Raw genomic sequence first — 19,400 nt, 5'->3', positions numbered from 1 at the left:
TGTGATCAGTGAGAGTGGGTGGGTTGGCCACGCAGCCTGGCCAGCAGGGTTTCCCCCAGCAGGGTGAAGATCCCGAACAGCGCCAGCAGGCTTGCCACCGCGAAGGCGGCGCCGGTCTGGTACTCGTTGTAGAGGATCTCGATATGCAGCGGCAGAGTGTTGGTCTGGCCGCGAATATGGCCGGAGACCACGGAGACGGCGCCAAACTCCCCCACTGCCCGGGCAGTACAGAGCAGCACACCGTACATCAGGCTCCAGCGAATCCCGGGCAGGGTAACCCGCCAGAACATCTGCAAGCCGCTCGCCCCCAGCATGATGGCGGCCTCCTCCTCTTCCGGGCCGCGCGCCTCCATCTGGGGCAGCAGCTCGCGCACCACGAAGGGCACAGTGATGAAGGTGGTGGCCAGAATGATGCCCGGGGTGGCGAAGATGATCTTGATGTCGTGCACACTGAGCCAGTCGCCAAACCAGCCGTGGCTGCCAAACAGCAGCACCAGCATCAGGCCCGCAATCACCGGCGAGACCGAAAACGGCAGATCGATGAGGGTGACGAGCAACTGCCGGCCCGGGAAACGGAAACGGGCGATGGCCCAGGCGGCCGCGAGGCCGAACAACAGGTTGAGAGGCACGGCGAACAGGGTCACCAGGGCGGTCAGCCCAAGGGCACTCAGGGCATCCGGCTCGCTAATGGCCTGCCAGAAAAATGCCAGGCCAGGGCTCAGCGCCTGGATAAAGACGGTCACCAGCGGCAGCAGCAACAGGGCGGCAAACCAGCCCAACCCCAGGGTGATGAGCAGCCACTTGACCCATTGCGGCTCGCGGATCAGCGGTGGCGCCTTGCGCTGGGTCTCTGTCACCACGGGGGCGACATCCATGGCGATAGTCGATGCATTCATATCCGGCTCCCTCCGATACGGGCCCAGCTCCAGGCCTGCAACTTGTTGATAAGCAGTAACAAAATGAAAGAGATCAGCAGCATGACCACGGCGATGGCGGAGGCGCCGGCGTAGTCGTACTCCTCCAGGTGGCTCATGATCATCAGGGGCGCGATTTCAGAGACCATGGGCAGGTTGCCGGCGATAAAGATGACGGAGCCGTACTCCCCCACGCCACGGGCAAACGCCAGGGCAAAGCCGGTGAGCAGGGCCGGCACCAGGGTCGGCCACAGCACACGCAGGAAGGTCTGCCAGCGATCGGCCCCCAGGCTGGCGGCCGCCTCCTCCTGCTCGGTCTCGGCTTCCCGCAGCACAGGCTGCAGGGTGCGCACCACGAACGGCAGACCGATAAAGGTGAGGGCGATGACCACCCCGATGGGGTTGTAGGCAAGCTCGATACCGAGCGGGGCAACCCACTGACCGATCCAGCCATTGGGGGCGAAGATGGCGCACAGGGCGATGCCCGAGACGGCGGTGGGCATGGCGAATGGCAGGTCGATCAGCGCATCCACCAGACGGCGGCCGGGGAAGGTGTAACGCACCAGCACCCAGGCCAGGATCAGGCCAAACAGGCTGTTGAGCAGCGCCGCGACAAACGCCGCCCCGAAACTCAGGCGAAAGGAGGCCAGCACCCGGGGCGACCCTATCACCTGCCAGAACTCGGCAGTGGTCAGGTTATTCAGCGCAAACAGCACCAGTGCCGAGAGGGGCAGCAGTACCAGCAACCCCAGATAGAGCAGACTGAAGCCGAGGGTCTGGCCAAAGCCAGGCAGGACAGAATAAGAACCAAATCGCATAACAAAACCATGTGTTATAAATTAATTTCGATATAGTGATTCTGCTGGCTCTCATTCCCCGTCACAAACACCAATAACACCTTTGCTAATCACTTTTTTGTCTAACAGCGTGAAAACAGGGCGTTGCGGGCAACCCAGATAAAAAAGGTCTTTCATATCAACAAAAGACCTGAAAAACGGAGCCTTGTGCAATTTAGCCAGTGAACAAAATCAGACAGTTATCATCTCGATCGGCATCCCTCCCCCGCAGTCATCCAACCATCAGCGAAACCCCAGAGCCGGGCACCCTTTCCACGCCACCGGAGCCGGTTCGATCACCATCTCGGCCCGACGGTGAAGGTTGCCGAGCAGATGCAGTCCCTGATGCCACTCCCCGTGGCCGGACTGGGCGTTGATATGACCCGCCTCACCGGCATCAAACAGCGGCACCTGCCACTGCCGGCTCCAGTGTTCGGCCCGCTCGAAACTCATCCAGGGATCGTTGCGGCTGGCCACCATCTGGGCCGACACCAGCAGGGGGCCGGTCAGTCGCTCGTCTGCAATGCCGAAACGGGTCGGATCGGCCGGCGCCACCAGCAGGATGGAGGCGATCTTGTGGGGTTGCAGCCGGGCGGCGGCAATGGCGGTCAGGGCGCCGAAGGAGTGGGCCACCAGGTGCACCCGGCCGCGACGGCTTTTGAGCTTGCTCGCCAGCTTGGCGCTCCAGACCGTCAGGTTCGGCTTGTCCCACGGCAACCCCCTCATGCGCTGCCAGTGGGGAAAGTGCAGGTGCCAGCGGCTCTGCCAGTGATCCGGCCCGCTATCGTGCAAACCGGGAACCAGGAGGATCTTGTCCATCTTGTTACTCCTATCCGTTGGCGCGCTGGCCAGTGAGTGATGGGGGACGCGCAGCTCAGCGGCCCGGCTGGTAGATCTGGTCGAACAGGCCACCCTGGGCGAAGTGCTTCTGCTGGGCCTTGTTCCAATCCCCTTCCAGCTCCTTGACGGTAAACAGGGTCAGTTTCGGGAACTGGGCAGCCGTCTCCTTGAGGATCGCCGGATTGCTGGGGCGATAGTGATACTTGGCGATGATCCGCTGCCCCTCGTCGGAGTAGAGGTACCTCAGGTAGCCCTTGGCCACCGCCTCTGTGCCGTGCTTCTTGGCCACCTTGTCCACCACCGCCACCGGTGGCTCGGCCAGGATGGAGACCGACGGCACCACCAGCTCGAACTTGTCGCGGTTGCCGGCCTGGCCGAGCACCAGCAGGGCTTCGTTCTCCCACGCCAGCAGCACGTCGCCAAGACCCCGTTCGATAAAGCTGGTGGTAGCGCCACGGGCGCCGGAGTCCAGCACTTTCACATTTTTGAAGAGATCGCCGACGAACTGCCTGGCCCCCTCTTCACTGCCGCTCTGCTTCAGGGCATAGCCCCAAGCGGCCAGATAGTTCCAGCGCGCCCCGCCGGAAGTCTTGGGATTGGGGGTTACGATGGCCACATCCTTGCGCACCAGATCCCCCCAATCCTTGATCTGCTTGGGATTGCCCTTTCGCACCAGGAAGACGATGGTGGAGGTGTAGGGGGCGGCGTTGTTGGCCAGGCGGCTCTGCCAGTCGGTGGCGATCAGCCCCGTCTTGGCAATGGCATCGACGTCATAGGCCAGTGCCAGCGAGACGACGTCCGCTTCCAGTCCGTCCACCACGGCGCGGGCCTGCTTGCCGGAACCACCGTGGGACTGACTCACCACCACGTCGTCACCGGTTTTCGCCTTCCACTCTTTGGCGAAGGCGGCGTTGTACTCCTGAAACAGCTCGCGGGTCGGATCGTAGGAAACGTTGAGCAGGCGGATCTCGGCGGCCCCCGCCTGGAAGGCCAGCAGAGAGAAGATTGTCAGGGCGGTCGTTCGCAGTGTCATGGTGATGCTCCTTATCGTTGGGTTAAGGACAGCATGCCGCGAAGCAGTTATGCCAAGAAGAAAGAAATAACGCTTTGCTTATCTCTTTTACTCATATAAATCCCCCAAAGGGCGTCATTCGTACACTCTGTGAGCCAGACCCCTCTGCCCGTCAGCCGGCTGTGCCATCATGGGAGCAAGGCAGACACAGGCGAAAAGGAGGTCGTTATGTGGATCAATGCAGAACCGGTCAATGGCGCCCTGGTGTCGCTGGCCATCGGTCTTATCATCGGGCTGGAGCGCGGCTGGCAGGTGCGCCAGCTGGGGGACAACCAGCGCATCGCCGGGATGCGCACCTATGGTCTCATCGGCCTGCTCGGCGGGGTCTGCGCCCTGCTGCTGCCGACCCTTGGTCCCTGGCTGCCGCTGCTCGGCCTGCTGGCGGTGGTGATCGGCTGCGGCCTATCGGTCTGGCTGGCCCAGCGCTGGCAGGGGGAGTTCGGCCTCACCAGCTCGGCAGCCATGCTGCTCACCTATCTGCTGGGCCTGATGTCGGTGCTGCTGAGCCCGAGCGAGGCGGTGGCCTGCGCCGTACTGGCGGCCCTGCTGATGGGGCTCAAGGGCAAGATCCAGCAGGGCATGCTGTTTTTGAGCGAAACCGAATTTCACGCCACCCTGCGCTTTTTGCTCATCTCCCTGGTACTGCTGCCGGTGCTGCCCAACGAGGAGATAGGGCCGCTCGAGGCATTCAACCCCTTCAAGATCTGGCTGATGGTGGTGATCATCGCGGGCATCTCGTTTTGCGGCCACTTCGCGGTGCGCCTGCTCGGCACCCGCGCCGGGCTGGTGCTCACCAGCATGCTGGCAGGGCTCGCCTCCTCCACCGCCCTCACCCTGCAGTTTGCCCGCCTCAACAAGGAGCAGGGCGGGCTGGAGCGGCTGTTGGCCACCGGCATTTTGCTGGCGGGGGCCACCATGTGGCTGCGGTTGCTGGTGCTGGTGCTGCTGATCCACAACGAGCTGGCGATGCGCCTCGCCGCCCCCCTGCTGCTGCTGGCGGTCACCGTCTACGGCTTCGCGTTCTGGTTCTGGCGCCAGCGCGAGGAGCTGACCGACGGCCCGGTGCAGCCCCAGACCAGCAACCCGCTGGATCTCGCCACCGCCATCAAGTTCGGCCTGCTGCTGGCGCTCATCGGCTTCATGGCTACTTTCCTGCAGAGCAAGGTGGGCAACTCCGGGGTCTATCTGCTGGCACTGGTCTCGGGGATCACCGACGTGGACGCCATCACCCTCTCCCTCTCCCAGCTCTCCCACAAGGAGCTGGCGCTGGAGGTGGCAGCCCGCGGCATCCTGCTCGCCGGGCTGGTCAACTCACTGGTGAAGGGGCTGCTGGCACTTGGCATCGGCGGTCGCAGGCTGGGGCTGCGGGTGCTGCTCCCCTACTTCATCTCGGCCCTGCTGATCCTGCCGCTCATCTGGCCCGGCACCTGATCTTGCAGCAAGTGACAGCCTGACGCCCCAGCGCCGGTCACGTATACTGGCCTCTCTTGCATATTGTGGAGGTAAACATGGCAAGCGACTGGGACAAGGTTCTGGCGGGGGGCGCCCTCGATAGCCAGAGCCAGGAGATAGCGAACGACCGGATCCGTGGTCAGGTGCTGCTGGCCGAGCTCAACGCCTCTTCGGCCGGCGACGAGGCCCTGCGACAGCGATTGTGCCGCGAGCTGTTCGGTCACTGCCCCGACTCCTGCTGGATCAGCACTCCCTTCACCTGTGAATTCGGCCGCAATATCCACATCGGCGAGAAGACCTTCTTCAACTTCAACGTCACCATACTCGACGTGGGTGAAGTGCATATCGGCAGCCATGTGCTGCTGGCCCCCAACGTGCAGATCTACACCGCCACCCACACCATGAACTACCTGGAGCGGCGCAACTGGACCGCCTACAACAAACCGGTACACATTGGCGATGACTGCTGGATCGGTGGCGGTGCCATCATCTGCCCCGGCGTCACCATAGGACCCCGCTCCATCATAGGGGCCGGCGCCGTGGTGACCCGCGACATTCCGGCCGACTCGGTGGCCGTGGGCAATCCGGCCCGGGTGATCCGCACCCTCGAGCAGGACGAAGAGTGCTGCTGGGAGCTCGCCCAATGATGGCGCTGGCCCTGCTGCCGCTCGGCTCGGCCCTGTGGCTCGGTCTCGACGGCCAACAGTGGTGGCCGCTGGCGGTGCTGCTGGTAATGAGTATGCTGACCGTGGCCGCCTACGCCTGGGACAAGCGCCAGGCGGTGCGCGGCGAGTGGCGCATTCCCGAATCCCGCCTCCATCTGCTGGAGCTGTGCGGTGGCTGGCCCGGTGCCCTGGTGGCCCGCCAGTGGCTGCGTCACAAGACCCAAAAGCGCAGCTACCGGCTGGTGTTCTGGTTTATCGTGCTGCTGCACATCACCCTGTGGGGGCTATGGATCGGCAGGCTACTCTGGCAATAAGGCATCTATTGCTACCGCCATCACAAAGGGAGTCTGCGCCCCGTTGCGACGGACCGGTGACTGTGAGAAAACGGGGTGATCCCATTCAGTGATCGCCGTTAATGACGACAAGGAGTCGTGACATGACCATGTGGACAGGCATAGTCCTGATCGTGTTTATCAGCGTGCTGTTTGGCTATCTCGGCAAGCGGGCCCGCTACCAGATGGGGGATGCCCGCATCACGGATCGCCTCGGCAAGCAGGATCAGGTCATCAGGGAGCTGCAGGAGCGGGTGGCCAACCTGGAGGCCATCGTCATCGAAGAGGAGAAGCGCCGCCCGTTCAAGGAGCTGTGAAACACTCTCCCCATCCGTCTCCCAAACACAGAGGGCTGCACCATGCAGCCCTCTGTCGTTTTAAGCCAGCGGTTTAGTCCGCTCAGACTGCCAGCGGCAACAGCTCGGCGTAATCCCGGATCGCCGGGAAAGCGGTGATCTGCTGTTCGGGCTGGCGGCTGTCCGGATTCTGGATGGCGAGCTGAAAACCGATACCGTAGTCGGCGGCGGCGCGCAGGATCCGCTCGCTGTCATCGACAAACAGAGTGCGGGCCGGATCGAACGCCAGCCGCTGCGCCAGCGCCTGCCAGCAGTGCTGACTCTCCTTCGACCAGCCCAGCTCATGGGTGCTCACCAGCTGATCCAGATGTTCCCCCAATCCGAGCCGCGTATCCTTGACCGACAGGCTGGCCGGATGGGCGTTGGTAAACAGCACCAGCTTTTTGCCCGCCGCCCGCAGCTCGGCCAGAAAGGGGATGGCATGGGGCCGCCACTGGATCTTCTCCAGGATCTCCTGCTTGAGGGCGCGAATATCCAGCCCCAGGGTCTGGCTCCAGTAATCGACACAGTACCAATTGAGAGTGCCGTTGACGGCGTGGTAGTGCGCGTCTATCCGCGCCCTGGCCTCGGCCAGCGGCAAGCCGTGCTGCTCGGCGTAGCGCTCGGGGACCAGCTGCTGCCACAGGTGGTTGTCGAAATGCAGATCGATCAGGGTGCCATCCATATCGAGCAGAACGGTATCTATCTGGTGCCAGGGCAGTCGGGTCGGCATGGGGTCTCCTGAAGCAAGCGTCATGAAAAAAACCGGGGGGCAGTATAACGATTTTTCCATCCCCTTTCGCGCCCTTGTCCCGTGGTGTTCGGGGTGGGAGTCGTTTACTCTTGAAGCACGATTTTTTAACGAGCAGCCCGCGGTCGATGAGCAACCACCACAAGAACAAACCCGAACACATCCGTGTCGAGATCCTGGACCACGACAAACCCAAGCCGGAGATCCTCAAGGCCGAGCTGGTGGCCGAGAGTCGCCTGTTCAAGGTGGAGTCCCTGCACCTGAAATTCACCAATGGCGAAGAACGGATCTACGAGCGGATGCGCGGCGGCAACCGGGGTGCCGTCATGGTGGTGCCCTTGTTCGATGCCCACACCCTGCTGCTGGTGCGCGAATACGCGGCAGGCACTCACTCTTACGAGCTCGGCTTTCCCAAGGGGTTGATCGACCCGGGCGAAGACGCCCTGGAGGCGGGCAACCGCGAATTGATGGAGGAGGCTGGCTTTGGTGCCCGCACCCTGATCCCCCTCAAACAGGTGTCGCTGGCACCGGGCTACTTCTCCAGCCGGATGGAGATACTGCTGGCCCGGGATCTCTTCCCCGAGCAGAGGATCGGTGATGAGCCCGAGCCTCTCGAGGTGATCCCCTGGCCGCTGAACCGGATCGACGATTTGCTGGCGCGCCCCGACTTTACCGAGTCGCGCAGCATCTGCGCCCTGCTGCTGGCCCGCAAGTGGCTGGCAGAGCAGGAAAACTAGCCCGCTCGCGGGCATCGGCAATAAAGACAGAGGATAACGAAATGCAGGAGTTGTTGGCCTGGGTGCCAGGGGTCAAGGAGATTGCCCGCGAAGCGGGGCGGATCCTTCACGAAATCTATCACGGCGGTCAGTTCGAGCGTCAGCTGAAGGAGGATGCGACCCCGGTCACCAGTGCCGACCTTGCTGCCGATGCCTACCTCAAACAGGCGCTGTCGGCGCTCACTCCCCACGTGCCTGTGCTGACCGAGGAGGCCGCCGACATCCCCTTCAGCCTGAGATCCAACTGGCGGCAATACTGGCTGGTGGATCCCCTCGACGGCACCGGCGAGTTCATCGCCGGCAGTGGCGACTTCGCCACCCTGATCGCCCTGGTACGGGATAATGTGCCCGTGCTCGGCGTCATCTATGCCCCCGAGTCCGACGTGCTCTACTGGGCGGTGCGTGGCCATGGCGCCTTCAAGGAGGTTAATTGCGAAGTACATCCCATCAGCGCCATGCACCACGAACACGATCAGCCCGATTCGCTGGTGGTGGCCATCAGCCGTCGCCAGAAACTGGAAAACCTGACCCGTCGCCTCAACCCGGCCATCAACTACGAGTTGATCCCGCTCGGCTCCAGCTCCCTCAAATCCTGCCTGGTGGCGGAGGGGGCGGCCGATTGCTACGTGCGGCTCGGTCCCACCGGCGAGTGGGATACTGCTGCTGCCCAGTGTATCGTCGAGGCGGCCGGTGGCCGTATCCTCAGCCTGACGCTGCAACCGCTCAGTTACAACGAGACGGAGTCGCTGGAGAACCCTGACTTCATCGTGATGGGGGATCCGGATCTCGCCTGGAACAAGATCCTGGTTCAGCAGCCTGGTTGATATGTCATCGGACAGCGCAAAGAGGCGGCCACCAGGCCGCCTCTTTGCTTGGTATGATCCGCTGGCTATATCGACAATGGATAGGGATATCCTCTGGAAAACGGCGAGAATGATAGTGAATCATCACAACCGAATCCGGCGTAGTGGCATGATTTTCATGTAATTCTGAAAATGGTCAGTTAGCCGAGACAAAAAATTAATTATGAATGAAAATTCGGGCTTATATACTGATATTTTTTACATTTACAGTTTTACTCAATTTCGCGAACCCGATTCTATTCCCAATTTCACTGGCTTTCGCCCATTATGGTAGTGATATGTTTCACCCCTGCTTTTTGAGAATTAAATCCCGATAAACCACAATAAGCTCAGATTAAAGCACTAACAAAAAGTGAATTATCAATGAGTTTATCTGCAGAGGCATCCCGAGAGCTATCCGGTTCCCAATCCACCCTTGCCACCGCCAACAGCTGGCGCCGCCACGATACCCACTGGGTCATCAGCCTGTTTGGTACCGCCGTCGGTGCCGGCATCCTGTTTCTGCCCATCAACCTGGGTCTGGGCGGGATCTGGCCCCTCATCATAGTCGCCGTGCTGGCCGGTCCCATGACCTTCCTGGCCCACCGCGGGCTGGCGCGCTTCGTGCTGTCCTCTTCCCGCCCCCACGCAGATTTCACCGATGTGGCCGAGGAGCACTTTGGCAAGATGGCCGGCCGCCTCATCTCGACCCTCTATTTCCTCTCCATCTTCCCGATCCTGCTCATCTACGGCGTGGGACTGACCAACACGGTAGAGAGCTTTATGGTCAACCAGCTCGGCATGGCCTCCCCGGATCGGGTGATGCTCTCCGGCATGCTGGTGTTTGCCATGATCGCCGTGATGCTGGCGGGGGAGAAGGCGATGCTGCGAGCCTTCGCCTTCATGGTCTACCCGCTGGCGGCCATACTGGCAGCCCTCTCCTGCTACCTGATCCCCCAGTGGCAGTGGCCACAGATGAGCGCGTTTGAGGGCGGTAACTTCCTCAATACCGTCTGGCTGGCGCTGCCGGTGACCGTGTTCGCCTTCAGCCATGCCGCCGCCATCTCGGGCTTTGCCAACGTGCAGCGCCGGGAATATGGCGAGCAGGCCGAGGCCAAGAGCGGCCAGATCCTGCGCAACACCACCGTCATGCTGGTGAGCTTCGTACTCTTCTTCGTCTTCTCCTGCGTGCTGAGCCTCACCCCGGCCCAGCTGGCGCAGGCCAAGGCCCAGAATGTTTCCGTGCTCTCCTATCTCGCCAACATCACCGACAACCCGGTGATCGTGACCCTGGGGCCGCTCATCGCCTTCATCGCCATCAGCTCCTCCTTCCTCGGCCACTTCCTGGGAGCGCGAGAGAGCCTCAAAACCCTGATCGCCAAGCCCACCGGCCTGTCGCTGGCCAAGGCCGACAAGCTGGGCATCGCCCTGATGTTCTTCTCCATCTGGGGGGCGGCCGTGGTCAACCCCGGCATCCTCGGCCTGATGGAGACCCTCTCCGGCCCCGTCATCGCCATGATCCTGTTCATCATGCCGGTAGTGGCCATCTACAAGGTGAAGTCGCTGGCGCGCTTCCGTCACCCTTGGACCAACGGCTTCATCCTGCTGACCGGTTCCCTGGCGGTTTCTGCACTGCTCTTCAGCCTGCTGAAGTAACAGGATGCAAAGAGAAAGAGGCGACCCCGGGGTCGCCTCTTTTGTCTCTGTGTCGCACCGGTTTACCCCAGCCTGGCACCGTTCTCCACCGCCTGCTCCGGGATGGCCATCACCACGGCGCCATCCGCCCGGTAGAAACCGGTCAGCAAAAATTCGGACTGGAAGGGGCCAATCTGTTTGATCGGGAAGTTCACCACGGCGATGATCTGACGGCCAACCAGCTCCTCTGGCTGGTAGAGATCCGTTATCTGGGCACTGCTCTTGCGCACGCCGAGCTCGGGACCAAAATCCGCCCACACCTTGTAGGCGGGCTTGCGCGCCTCGGGAAAGGGTTCGACCCGCACCAGGGTGCCCACCCGCAACGCCACCATCTCGAAATCCTGCCAGCTTATGGTCTGCATTCCGGCTCCTCGTCCCGCCAATGTCTCATGAGACTCAGCATGCCCCGAAACACCAGCCCTTGTCTTCGACAAACAGCCGCTTCGTGACGACTGTCGGTCACCGGGCAACACAAGAGGTCAGGCGACAACAGAGTGACGGAGAGAACCAATGTGCGCGGGTAACGGCGAAGGCGGCAATGGGGGATGGCAGATAGCAATGACGCGGCCATCAGCCGCGTCATTGAAAGGAGTTATTCCTTGTCGAAATCTTCGATTTCCTTGCCCAGCGCCTCCATGATGGCACGCGCTTCGGCAGGCACGCTGTCCGGATGATCCTTGCGAAGATCGTCGTCGCAGGGCAGCGGCTGACCGGTGAAGGCATGCAGGAAAGCTTCACAGAGCAGCTCGCTGTTGGTCGCATGACGCAGGTTGTTCACCTGACGGCGGGTGCGTTCATCGGTCAGTACTTTCAGCACCTTGAGCGGGATCGAGACGGTAATCTTCTTGACCTGTTCGCTCTTCTTACCGTGTTCCGCGTAGGGGCTGACGTAGTCGCCGTTCCACTCTGTTCCCATGACTCACCTGTTCTCATTTGGCCGTGAGGGCGGATTTTAACCCTTAAGGAAATCAATGGCAATCCAACGGCAAAGCCATTTAGACGTCTAGAGCTATTGACGGCTTTTTCTTGCTCGCGTAGTGTGAATCACCATAGGCCAGCAATGGCGGGATAACGCGTAACAGCAAGATGCCTGCGTTCGAAGAGACATCAAGGAGAGTGATATGACCCACAAGGCCACCCTGGCGGTACGCACCGGGATTGAGACAGACCAGCAGCACGGTGCCGTGGTGCCACCCATCTACCTCTCCAGCAACTACACCTTTGCCGACTTCGGCGAGCCTCGTCAATACGATTATGCCCGCTCCGGCAACCCGACCCGCACCAATCTGGCGGATGCGCTGGCGGCGCTGGAAGGGGGCGCCGGCGCCGTGGTCACCGGCACCGGCATGGGTGCCGTCCACCTGGTCACCACAGCCCTGCTCAAGGCAGGAGATCTGCTGATCGCCCCCCACGACTGTTACGGCGGTACCTGGCGCCTGTTCGAGTACCTGGCGGCCAAGGGTCACTACAAGGTGCTGTTCGTCGACCAGGGGGACGAGACGGCGCTGACCGAGGCGCTTTCGCAAAAACCGGCCCTGGTATGGGTAGAGACCCCCTCCAACCCGCTGTTGCGGGTAGTGGACATCGCCGCCATCGCCAGGGCTTCCCACGAAGCGGGCGCCAAGGTAGTGGTGGACAACACCTTCCTCTCCCCCCTGCTGCAACAGCCGCTGGCGCTGGGGGCAGACCTGGTAGTCCACTCCACCACCAAATACATCAACGGCCACTCGGACGTGGTGGGCGGCGTGGCAATTGCCAAGGAACAGGCCATTGCCGAGTCGCTGGTGTGGTGGGCCAACTGTCTGGGTCTCACCTCAGGGGCGTTCGATTCCTACCTCACCCTGCGCGGCTTGCGCACCCTGGCTCCTCGCCTGCGCACCCACCAGGAGAACACGGACCGCATCCTCGCCTTCCTGCAGCAGCAACCCCTGGTCAAACGCATCTACCACCCCAGCCTGCCGAGCCATCCGGGTCATGAGATTGCGCGCCGTCAACAGTCGGGCTTTGGCGCCATGCTAAGTTTTGAACTCGATTGCAACGAGGCGGGCATTCGCGCCTTCCTCGCGGCCCTCACCCTCTTCTCGGTGGCGGAATCACTCGGCGGGGTGGAGAGTCTGGTGGCCCATCCGGCCAGCATGACCCACAGGGCCATGACCCCGGCGGCGCAGCAAGCGGCAGGCATCAGCGCCCAACTGCTGCGCCTGTCGGTCGGTATTGAACACGGTGAAGACCTGGTGGCCGATCTGGCCCAGGCATTTGCACAGGCAGAACAGGCGGCGAAGTAATGGAACAGCAACAACAGCAAGGAGAGATCGCGGTGGCAACAGAAGCAGGATTGAAGCGGCGCCATGTGCACAAGTTTGGTGGCAGCAGCCTGGCAGATCCGGTCTGTTATCGCCGGGTCGCCAGCATTCTCGAACAACAAGCCGAACAACAAGGGGGCGGGAGAGAGCTCGTCGTAGTCTCCGCCGCCGGCAAGACCACCAACCGGCTGATCCAGCTGGTGGAGCTGGCCGAGGCAGGCGACGAAGCCGCCGGTGAAGCCATCTCCGCCCTGCAAGCCTACCAGCAGAGCCTGATAGATGGCCTGCTGGAGGGGGAACTGCAGCTCGAGCTGAGCAAACAGTTGGCCGACGATATGCAGCTGATCGCCAAGACCCTGGAAGGGCAGTTTGACCGCTTCGAGCGCAACGGCCTGCTCGCCTTTGGCGAGGTGTGGTCGGCGCGCCTGCTGGCGGCCCTGCTCACCAGCCGCGGCGACAAGGCCATCTGGCTTGATGCCCGCAGCTTCCTGCGTGCCGAGGATGGCGCCCTGGTCAAAGTGGATGCCTTGCTCTCCAGCGAACTGCTCAAGGCGCGGCTGGCCGAGCACGCCGGCCGCATCGTGGTGACCGGCTTTATCGCCGCCGACCTGGAGGGGCGTTCCCTGCTGCTGGGGCGCAACGGCTCCGACTACAGCGCAAGCCTGCTGGCCCAGCTGGCGGATGGTGAATCCACCACCATCTGGAGCGACGTGGCCGGGGTCTACAGCGCCGATCCGCGCCGGGTGAAGGAGGCGCGCCTGCTGGAGCGCCTCAGCCTGGCCGAGGCCAACGAATTGGCCCGCCTCGGTTCCTCGGTGCTCCATTCGCGCACCCTGCAACCGGTGGCCGACAGCCGCCAGCGCCTCACCCTGCGCTGCAGCTACAACCCGGACGAGGGCTGTACCCATATCCTGCGCCGCGCCCCGCGCTCCGGTGGCGCCCGCATCGTCTCCTCGGTGGATCAGATCGCCCTCATCGAGCTCAAGGTGTTGCCGCAGACCGACTTTGATCAGACAGTGGCAACCATCGAAACCTACCTGGCCCGTCATCGCCTCAATCCGCTCACCCTGCAGCGCCAGCCGGATCGCAGGATCCTGCGTCTCGCCTACACCCTGGAGGTGGCGCAAGGGGCCTTCGAGCTGCTGCGCGACTTCCAGCTGCAAGGCAGCTTCACCGGCCTTATCCAGAAAGAGGGGTACAGCCTGGTGGCCCTGGTAGGTGCCGGTGTCACCGACAACGCCGAACAGTGTCACCGCTTCTACCAGCTGCTGGCGGATCAACCGCTGGAGTTTGTGCAGGTGGCCAGGGACGGTCTGAGCCTGGTGGCCGTACTGCGCCAGGTGGTGTTGGAGCCGCTGCTCATCGCCCTGCATAGCGCCCTGTTCAGCCGCCCGACCCGGGTCGGACTGGTGGTGTTCGGCAAGGGCAATATCGGCGGTCACTGGCTCGGCCTCTACGCCCGCGAGAAGGCGCGCCTCGAACACGAGCTCAACCTGGCGCTGACCCTCTACGGGGTATTCGATTCCAAGGGAGGCCTGCTGGATGAGGAGGGACTGGATCCGCTCAAGGTACAGGACAAGTTCGACCCCAAACCGCTGATCTGGCCCGAGCTGCTCGGCCAGCTGGAGCAGCACGGCTTCGATGCGCTGATTGCGCTGGATATGACCGCCAGCGAGACGGTGAGCCGCTACTACCCCGAGTTCGCCCAGCTCGGCATCCACATCATCGCCGCCAACAAGTTCGCTGGCGCGGCCGAGAGCGAGTTCTACCAGCGCATCAAGCAGACCTGTCGCGACCATCAGGTGCAGTGGCGCTACAACGCCACCGTGGGGGCCGGCCTGCCAATCCAGTCCAGCATCCAGATGCTGCGCCAGAGCGGTGATCGCATCCAGGGGGTTTCCGGCATCTTCTCCGGCACCCTCTCCTGGCTGTTCCAGCAGTATGACGGCACTCGCCCCTTCTCCGAGCTGGTGGACGAGGCATGGCAGCACGGTCTGACCGAGCCGGATCCCCGCGAGGATCTCTCCGGTCAGGATGTGCGCCGCAAGCTTTTAATCCTGGCGCGGGAGGCGGGTTTCGAGCTCGACTCCGCCGACATCGAGCTGGAGAACCTGGTGCCCGTCGCCCTGCGCAAGGTCGATACGGATCAGTTCATGGACCGGCTCACGGAGCTGGACGGCCCGATCCAGACCGCCTTCGAGGGGGCCAAGCGCCTTGGCAAAGTGCTGCGCTACGTCGCCCGCTTCGAGCATGACGGCAAGGCGCGAGTTGGCCTCGAGAGCCTCGAACCCCACCATCCGTTTGCCAACCTGTTGCCCTGCGACAACGTGTTCGCCATCGAGAGCGACAGTTACCGCACCAACCCGCTGGTGATCCAGGGGCCGGGGGCGGGGCGCGAGGTGACGGCCGCCGCCATCCAGTACGATCTGTGGCAGATCTGCGCGGCGCTCTGAACCGATAGATACAAGCCAGCCATGGCGCAATAAAAAAGCCCGAGTCGATGACTCGGGCTTTTTGCTGGCAGTCTCCTCTCTTAAGAGAAGAAGGCCTGCAGCACGTAGAAAATAGCGATGGCCAGGATGGCACCTGCCGGCAGGGTGATGACCCAGGAGACCACGATGTTGCGCAGTACGCCCAGGTTCAGCGCCGCGATACCGCGCGCCAGACCCACACCCATGACGGCCCCCACCAGGGTCTGGGTGGTGGAGATGGGCAGACCGGTACCGGAAGCGATCACCACGGTCGCGGCGGTCGCCAGCTGGGCGGCGAAACCACGGCTCGGGGTCAGGTGAGTGATGCCGGTACCGACAGTCGCCATCACCTTCTCGCCCATGGTCGCCAGACCGATCACGATGCCAATGCCGCCGAGCGGCAGGATCCACCAGGCGATGGAGGCCTGGCTGGCGATCTCGCCACCGGAAGACACGATGGAAGCCACCGCAGACAAGGGACCGATGGCATTGGCCACGTCGTTGGAGCCGTGGGCAAAGGCCATGGCACAGGCGGTGATCACCATCAGGATGCCGAATACCTTCTCCACGTTGGCGAAGTGCATCTTGCTGTCATCCTGCGGGTTGTATTTCTGGCCGCGAATGTAGACCCAGCCCGCGATCGCTACCGCAATGGAGATGGCCACTGAGAGCAGGACACCTTCCCCATTGGTCAGGTGTAGACCAACGTGGGTCAAGCCCTTCTTGATGGTCACCAGGCAGATCACCAGGGAGGTCAGGAACATGTAAAACGGCACATAGCGCTTGGCGTTGTTCAGGGGATCATCGGTGTTGAAGATAAGCTTCTGCACGCTGATGAACATGAAGTAGGCGATGACGCCGGAAAGGGCTGGGGTCACGACCCAGGAGCCGACGATGCCACCAAACTTGCTCCACTGCACCGCTTCCGGGCCAATGCTCACCACGGCAAAGCCAACGATGGCGCCGATGATGGAGTGGGTGGTGGAGACGGGCCAGCCGAAGTAGGAGGCCAGGATCAGCCAGGCGCCTGCCGCCAGCAGGGAGGCGATCATGCCGAGCACCAGCAGATCCGGGCTATCGGCAAAGGCATTGCTGTCGATGATGCCGTTACGGATGGTGGCGGTCACTTCACCACCGGCCAGATAGGCACCGGCAAATTCGAAGATCATGGCGATGATGATCGCCTGACGAATGGTCAGGGATTTGGTACCAACCGATGTCCCCATGGCATTGGCCACGTCGTTCGCACCAATACCCCAGGCCATCAAGAAGCCGAACAAGGCCGCCACGAGCACCAGAGTGGTGCCGTAATTCGCGATAATGTCCATTAGTTGTGTTTACTCAGTCAGTGGATTACGAACGAGCCAGCATCAATTCCAGACGGGCGCCTACACGCTCGGCCTGATCTGCCAGGTCACCTACCCATTCGAGGATTTTGTAAAGGAACATCACATCGATCGGATTGTAGTTCTGCTCAACCGCTTGCAGCTGTTGGCGCAGACCGATCTGCATGGTGTCGGTATCGTCCTCGATCAGATCCAGCTGATGGATCATCTCGGCAACCATTTCAACTTCCCGTCCCTTGAAGCCGGTCTCAAGCAGCTCGTCGAGCTCCCCGATCGCTTTCTCGGCCTGAGCGGTCGCATCAATACAACGTTTGAGATAGGCCATGAAATCCGTCCGCATTTCGGCCGGGAATTCCATGCGACGACCAAGCATGCGCCCGGAGATGTCCTTGGCACGGTTGGCAATCTTGTCTTGCTGAGTCAACAGTTCCAGCAGGTCGGTACGAGCAACCGGCAGGAACAGGCCGCGCGGCAGTTTCAGACGGATTTCACGCTTGAGGATATCCGCCTCTTTTTCCAGCTGGGAGATCTGCTGCCGGATCTTCTCGGCATCTTCCCAACGGTCTTCGGCAACGGCGTCAAAGAAGGGAATGAGCTGCTCGCAGCACACGTGAACCTTGACGATATGCTTCTGCAGCGGCTTGATGGGGGACTTGGCAAAAAGCCCCAAAATAGTATTTACTGGCATGGCCAAACCTGTGTCGGTGAAAAAACACTCGATACGATTTTATGAGGCGCGCATGTTAACCGAACTGCGCCCTCAATAAAACCGCGAATTAATCTAGTTGTCTCGCGGGCATTATATCCTCGCGACCCGATTCCTGCCCCCCAAAGTTGCCTCCCAGCCTGGAATGACTATGCAAACTGAGATCGAGATAAAGTTTTTCGTCGCCAATGACGTCGCGACAACCTTATCCAACCTTATGAATTTATTGGATATTAAAGAGGAATCGCAGCAGCGCCTTGGCAACGTCTATTTCGATACCCCAGATCTGGCCCTGCGCCGCCTCGAGATGGGATTGAGGATCCGCCGCTGCGATGAATTTGCCGAACAAACCATCAAGTGCCGCGGTCAGGTCGTGGGCGGACTGCACGCCAGACCCGAATACAACGCTCCCATCGACGGCGATCTGCCCACCCTCACCGCCTTTCCCGACGACATCTGGCCCACCCTGGCCGAGCGTGACCGTATCCAGCAGCAGCTGATTGCCCAATTCCGTACCGATTTCCTGCGCCGCCACTGGCTGATCGCCTTCGACGGGGCCGAGATCGAGCTGGCCTGGGATCAGGGGGAAATCGACGGCAGCCTGGGTAGCAGCCGGATCGACGAGCTGGAACTGGAATTGAAATCCGGCGACACGGCAGCGCTGTTTGCCCTGGCCGGGCGTCTCGCCAGGCTCGGCGGCGTGCGCCTCGGCGCCCAGTCCAAGGCCCAGCGTGGCTATCAGCTGGCGGGGCTTGGCAAGCCGCTGGCACGGCAAACTCTGACAGACGACAAAGCCATGAGTGACTCTGCCGCCATCGGCGAAGGGCTGCGCCACTGGCAACATCATGAGCAGCTCTGGCTGGAAAGCCGGGGAAATGACGAGGTGCAGCAGCAAGCCTTCACCGCCTTGTGTGAAGGCGTGGCCCTCATTGAGCGCTGCGCCACCGGCGTGACGGCACCATGGCAACCCCAACTCATAAGCCTTCAGGCACACCTTGCTAGAAATGAGCGGCAGAACGACCACTGGCCCGCCGACTTGTCAGCCCTCTTCCTTCATCCGGATTATGTGGCGTTGCAACTGGCCATTGCGGCCTGGTTGCATCAAACAGCCCGCTGACTCTCTCTTGAGGCCCTGTAAACAAAACGGGTGAGCCAAGGCTCACCCGTTTTGTTCTGACTGTTTGCGATAACTTACAGCAGGTTCAGCTGCTGCATGGCACTGCGAATGCGCTCACGAGTGGCCTCAGAGAGCGGCATCACCGGCAGGCGGCACTCTTCGCTGCAAAAACCGAGCAAGGAGGCGGCGTACTTGGCACCGGCGGGGCTAGGCTCGGCGAACATGGCCTGATGAAGCGGGATCAGCCTGTCCTGCAGCTCGCGCGCTTCCTGCCACTTGCCGGCCAGCGCCAGATTCTGTACCTCGGCCACCAGCTTGGGCGCCACGTTGGCAGTTACCGAGATACAGCCCTGACCGCCACCTATGTTGTAGGCCACCGCGGTAGCATCTTCACCGGAGAGCCAGGCAAAGGGCTTTTTGATCAGCTGACGCTCGACCCAGGGACGGGCCAGATCGCCAGTCGCATCCTTCACCCCGGCGATGCGCGGCAGTTCGGCCAGGCGAGCCAGAGTCGCCGGTTGCACATCGACGATGGCGCGGGGCGGGATGTTATAGACGATGATGGGCTTGGCGGTGGCATCATGCACTGCCTTGAAGTGATGGTAGAGTCCCTCCTGATTGGGGCGATTGTAATAGCCAGCCACATGCAGGGTCGCATCGGCCCCGACCCGCTCGGCATGGAGGGTGTATTCGATCGCTTCGACCGGGTTGTTGGAGCCGGCCCCGGCTATCACCGGAATGCGCCCCGCCACCTGCTTGACCACCAGCTCAACTACCCGGCAGTGCTCGTCGTGAGTCAGGGTCGGACTCTCGCCTGTGGTACCGACCGGCACTATGCCATGGGTACCCTGCTCGACATGCCACTCCACCAGACGCAGCAGCGCCTCTTCATCCAGCTTGCCCTGTCGAAACGGGGTAATCAGGGCAACGATTGAACCTTGAAACAT

Annotated in this window: 20 protein-coding genes; 10 read left to right on the top strand and 10 right to left on the bottom strand. The window is 61.9% G+C overall.

The genetic code is table 11. The features are described 5' to 3' along the window. Window positions 1-5: 5 nt before the first annotated feature. From cysW to MRK42_RS02540, 4 genes are all read right to left on the bottom strand, one after another. The gene (gene cysW, locus MRK42_RS02555; RefSeq protein WP_338611714.1) at window positions 6-896 is read right to left on the bottom strand and encodes a sulfate ABC transporter permease subunit CysW; all 891 of its coding nucleotides are present in this window, start codon (window positions 894-896) and stop codon (window positions 6-8) included. After that, window positions 893-1,732, bottom strand: coding sequence for a sulfate ABC transporter permease subunit CysT (cysT, locus tag MRK42_RS02550; protein WP_338611713.1), 840 nt, complete (start codon window positions 1,730-1,732; stop codon window positions 893-895). Before cysT ends, cysW begins: the two co-directional genes overlap by 4 nt. Before the next feature lie 261 nt (window positions 1,733-1,993). Then, complete coding sequence (locus MRK42_RS02545; protein WP_338611712.1) at window positions 1,994-2,569, bottom strand: alpha/beta hydrolase; 576 nt, start codon at window positions 2,567-2,569, stop codon at window positions 1,994-1,996. A gap of 55 nt (window positions 2,570-2,624) precedes the next feature. Then, window positions 2,625-3,623 (bottom strand): sulfate ABC transporter substrate-binding protein, encoded by a 999-nt coding sequence (locus MRK42_RS02540; protein WP_338611710.1) that lies wholly within the window; start codon window positions 3,621-3,623, stop codon window positions 2,625-2,627. 207 nt (window positions 3,624-3,830) lie between these two features. Here MRK42_RS02540 and MRK42_RS02535 point away from each other — a divergent pair, with 207 nt between their 5' ends. From MRK42_RS02535 to MRK42_RS02520, 4 genes are all read left to right on the top strand, one after another. Then, window positions 3,831-5,093 (top strand): MgtC/SapB family protein, encoded by a 1,263-nt coding sequence (locus tag MRK42_RS02535; protein ID WP_338611709.1) that lies wholly within the window; start codon window positions 3,831-3,833, stop codon window positions 5,091-5,093. A gap of 77 nt (window positions 5,094-5,170) precedes the next feature. Beyond that, complete coding sequence (locus MRK42_RS02530; protein ID WP_338611708.1) at window positions 5,171-5,761, top strand: sugar O-acetyltransferase; 591 nt, start codon at window positions 5,171-5,173, stop codon at window positions 5,759-5,761. Further along, a complete protein-coding gene (locus MRK42_RS02525; RefSeq protein WP_338611707.1) occupies window positions 5,758-6,093 on the top strand; it encodes a DUF1294 domain-containing protein in 336 nt (111 codons plus the stop codon). Before MRK42_RS02530 ends, MRK42_RS02525 begins: the two co-directional genes overlap by 4 nt. A 122-nt stretch (window positions 6,094-6,215) precedes the next feature. Further along, entirely contained in the window at window positions 6,216-6,428 is a 213-nt protein-coding gene (locus tag MRK42_RS02520; RefSeq protein WP_026458093.1) for a hypothetical protein, read from the top strand. 82 nt (window positions 6,429-6,510) lie between these two features. Here the strand turns inward: MRK42_RS02520 and yrfG are convergent, their stop codons facing one another. Continuing rightward, the gene (gene yrfG, locus MRK42_RS02515) at window positions 6,511-7,179 is read right to left on the bottom strand and encodes a GMP/IMP nucleotidase (protein WP_338611706.1); all 669 of its coding nucleotides are present in this window, start codon (window positions 7,177-7,179) and stop codon (window positions 6,511-6,513) included. A 146-nt stretch (window positions 7,180-7,325) separates the two neighbouring features. Here yrfG and nudE point away from each other — a divergent pair, with 146 nt between their 5' ends. From nudE to MRK42_RS02500, 3 genes are all read left to right on the top strand, one after another. Then, complete coding sequence (gene nudE / locus MRK42_RS02510) at window positions 7,326-7,934, top strand: ADP compounds hydrolase NudE (protein ID WP_026457221.1); 609 nt, start codon at window positions 7,326-7,328, stop codon at window positions 7,932-7,934. Between the two features lie 41 nt (window positions 7,935-7,975). Then, a complete protein-coding gene (cysQ, locus tag MRK42_RS02505) occupies window positions 7,976-8,797 on the top strand; it encodes a 3'(2'),5'-bisphosphate nucleotidase CysQ (protein ID WP_338611705.1) in 822 nt (273 codons plus the stop codon). A gap of 402 nt (window positions 8,798-9,199) precedes the next feature. Next, entirely contained in the window at window positions 9,200-10,471 is a 1,272-nt protein-coding gene (locus tag MRK42_RS02500) for an aromatic amino acid transport family protein (RefSeq protein WP_338611704.1), read from the top strand. Window positions 10,472-10,533: 62 nt separating this feature from the next. Here MRK42_RS02500 and MRK42_RS02495 read toward each other — a convergent pair whose 3' ends face one another. Both MRK42_RS02495 and metJ read right to left on the bottom strand, forming a co-directional pair. Next, window positions 10,534-10,872: a tRNA-binding protein gene (locus tag MRK42_RS02495; RefSeq protein ID WP_338611703.1), complete on the bottom strand. Its 339-nt coding sequence runs from the start codon at window positions 10,870-10,872 to the stop codon at window positions 10,534-10,536. A 230-nt stretch (window positions 10,873-11,102) separates the two neighbouring features. After that, window positions 11,103-11,426 carry a met regulon transcriptional regulator MetJ gene (gene metJ, locus MRK42_RS02490; protein WP_026457225.1) on the bottom strand — a complete coding sequence of 108 codons (324 nt, stop codon included), beginning with the start codon at window positions 11,424-11,426 and terminating at the stop codon, window positions 11,103-11,105. Between the two features lie 205 nt (window positions 11,427-11,631). On the opposite strand from metJ, the gene metB reads away from it, so the two are divergent. Together metB and MRK42_RS02480 are read left to right on the top strand one after the other, a co-directional pair. Beyond that, window positions 11,632-12,795, top strand: coding sequence for a cystathionine gamma-synthase (gene metB / locus MRK42_RS02485; RefSeq protein WP_338611702.1), 1,164 nt, complete (start codon window positions 11,632-11,634; stop codon window positions 12,793-12,795). Then, a complete protein-coding gene (locus MRK42_RS02480; protein WP_338611701.1) occupies window positions 12,795-15,266 on the top strand; it encodes a bifunctional aspartate kinase/homoserine dehydrogenase II in 2,472 nt (823 codons plus the stop codon). The genes metB and MRK42_RS02480 overlap by 1 nt, the downstream gene beginning before the upstream one ends. Window positions 15,267-15,346: 80 nt before the next feature. Here the strand turns inward: MRK42_RS02480 and MRK42_RS02475 are convergent, their stop codons facing one another. Further along, window positions 15,347-16,612 carry an inorganic phosphate transporter gene (locus MRK42_RS02475; protein ID WP_338611700.1) on the bottom strand — a complete coding sequence of 422 codons (1,266 nt, stop codon included), beginning with the start codon at window positions 16,610-16,612 and terminating at the stop codon, window positions 15,347-15,349. A 25-nt stretch (window positions 16,613-16,637) separates the two neighbouring features. Then, window positions 16,638-17,318, bottom strand: coding sequence for a TIGR00153 family protein (locus MRK42_RS02470; RefSeq protein WP_026458279.1), 681 nt, complete (start codon window positions 17,316-17,318; stop codon window positions 16,638-16,640). 169 nt (window positions 17,319-17,487) lie between these two features. Between MRK42_RS02470 and MRK42_RS02465 the strand changes: the two genes are divergently transcribed. Next, window positions 17,488-18,453, top strand: coding sequence for a CYTH domain-containing protein (locus tag MRK42_RS02465; RefSeq protein ID WP_354688883.1), 966 nt, complete (start codon window positions 17,488-17,490; stop codon window positions 18,451-18,453). Window positions 18,454-18,527: 74 nt separating this feature from the next. Here MRK42_RS02465 and dapA read toward each other — a convergent pair whose 3' ends face one another. Further along, window positions 18,528-19,400: a 4-hydroxy-tetrahydrodipicolinate synthase gene (dapA, locus tag MRK42_RS02460; RefSeq protein ID WP_042026733.1), complete on the bottom strand. Its 873-nt coding sequence runs from the start codon at window positions 19,398-19,400 to the stop codon at window positions 18,528-18,530.

This window comes from Aeromonas sp. 19NY04SH05-1 (assembly GCF_040581895.1).
Taxonomy (GTDB): Bacteria; Pseudomonadota; Gammaproteobacteria; order Enterobacterales; family Aeromonadaceae; genus Aeromonas; species Aeromonas enteropelogenes.
The sequence above is the reverse complement of the archived record's forward strand: the minus strand, read 5'-3'. Positions and strand labels throughout refer to the sequence as shown.

Bases quoted from the DNA above. Each gene is read 5' to 3' on its own strand.
- cysW (WP_338611714.1), bottom strand. From the start codon at position 896: ATGAATGCATCGACTATCGCCATGGATGTCGCCCCCGTGGTGACAGAG.
- cysT (WP_338611713.1), bottom strand. From the start codon at position 1,732: ATGCGATTTGGTTCTTATTCTGTCCTGCCTGGCTTTGGCCAGACCCTC.
- MRK42_RS02545 (WP_338611712.1), bottom strand. From the start codon at position 2,569: ATGGACAAGATCCTCCTGGTTCCCGGTTTGCACGATAGCGGGCCGGAT.
- MRK42_RS02540 (WP_338611710.1), bottom strand. From the start codon at position 3,623: ATGACACTGCGAACGACCGCCCTGACAATCTTCTCTCTGCTGGCCTTC.
- MRK42_RS02535 (WP_338611709.1), top strand. From the start codon at position 3,831: ATGTGGATCAATGCAGAACCGGTCAATGGCGCCCTGGTGTCGCTGGCC.
- MRK42_RS02530 (WP_338611708.1), top strand. From the start codon at position 5,171: ATGGCAAGCGACTGGGACAAGGTTCTGGCGGGGGGCGCCCTCGATAGC.
- MRK42_RS02525 (WP_338611707.1), top strand. From the start codon at position 5,758: ATGATGGCGCTGGCCCTGCTGCCGCTCGGCTCGGCCCTGTGGCTCGGT.
- MRK42_RS02520 (WP_026458093.1), top strand. From the start codon at position 6,216: ATGACCATGTGGACAGGCATAGTCCTGATCGTGTTTATCAGCGTGCTG.
- yrfG (WP_338611706.1), bottom strand. From the start codon at position 7,179: ATGCCGACCCGACTGCCCTGGCACCAGATAGATACCGTTCTGCTCGAT.
- nudE (WP_026457221.1), top strand. From the start codon at position 7,326: ATGAGCAACCACCACAAGAACAAACCCGAACACATCCGTGTCGAGATC.
- cysQ (WP_338611705.1), top strand. From the start codon at position 7,976: ATGCAGGAGTTGTTGGCCTGGGTGCCAGGGGTCAAGGAGATTGCCCGC.
- MRK42_RS02500 (WP_338611704.1), top strand. From the start codon at position 9,200: ATGAGTTTATCTGCAGAGGCATCCCGAGAGCTATCCGGTTCCCAATCC.
- MRK42_RS02495 (WP_338611703.1), bottom strand. From the start codon at position 10,872: ATGCAGACCATAAGCTGGCAGGATTTCGAGATGGTGGCGTTGCGGGTG.
- metJ (WP_026457225.1), bottom strand. From the start codon at position 11,426: ATGGGAACAGAGTGGAACGGCGACTACGTCAGCCCCTACGCGGAACAC.
- metB (WP_338611702.1), top strand. From the start codon at position 11,632: ATGACCCACAAGGCCACCCTGGCGGTACGCACCGGGATTGAGACAGAC.
- MRK42_RS02480 (WP_338611701.1), top strand. From the start codon at position 12,795: ATGGAACAGCAACAACAGCAAGGAGAGATCGCGGTGGCAACAGAAGCA.
- MRK42_RS02475 (WP_338611700.1), bottom strand. From the start codon at position 16,612: ATGGACATTATCGCGAATTACGGCACCACTCTGGTGCTCGTGGCGGCC.
- MRK42_RS02470 (WP_026458279.1), bottom strand. From the start codon at position 17,318: ATGCCAGTAAATACTATTTTGGGGCTTTTTGCCAAGTCCCCCATCAAG.
- MRK42_RS02465 (WP_354688883.1), top strand. From the start codon at position 17,488: ATGCAAACTGAGATCGAGATAAAGTTTTTCGTCGCCAATGACGTCGCG.
- dapA (WP_042026733.1), bottom strand. From the start codon at position 19,400: ATGTTTCAAGGTTCAATCGTTGCCCTGATTACCCCGTTTCGACAGGGC.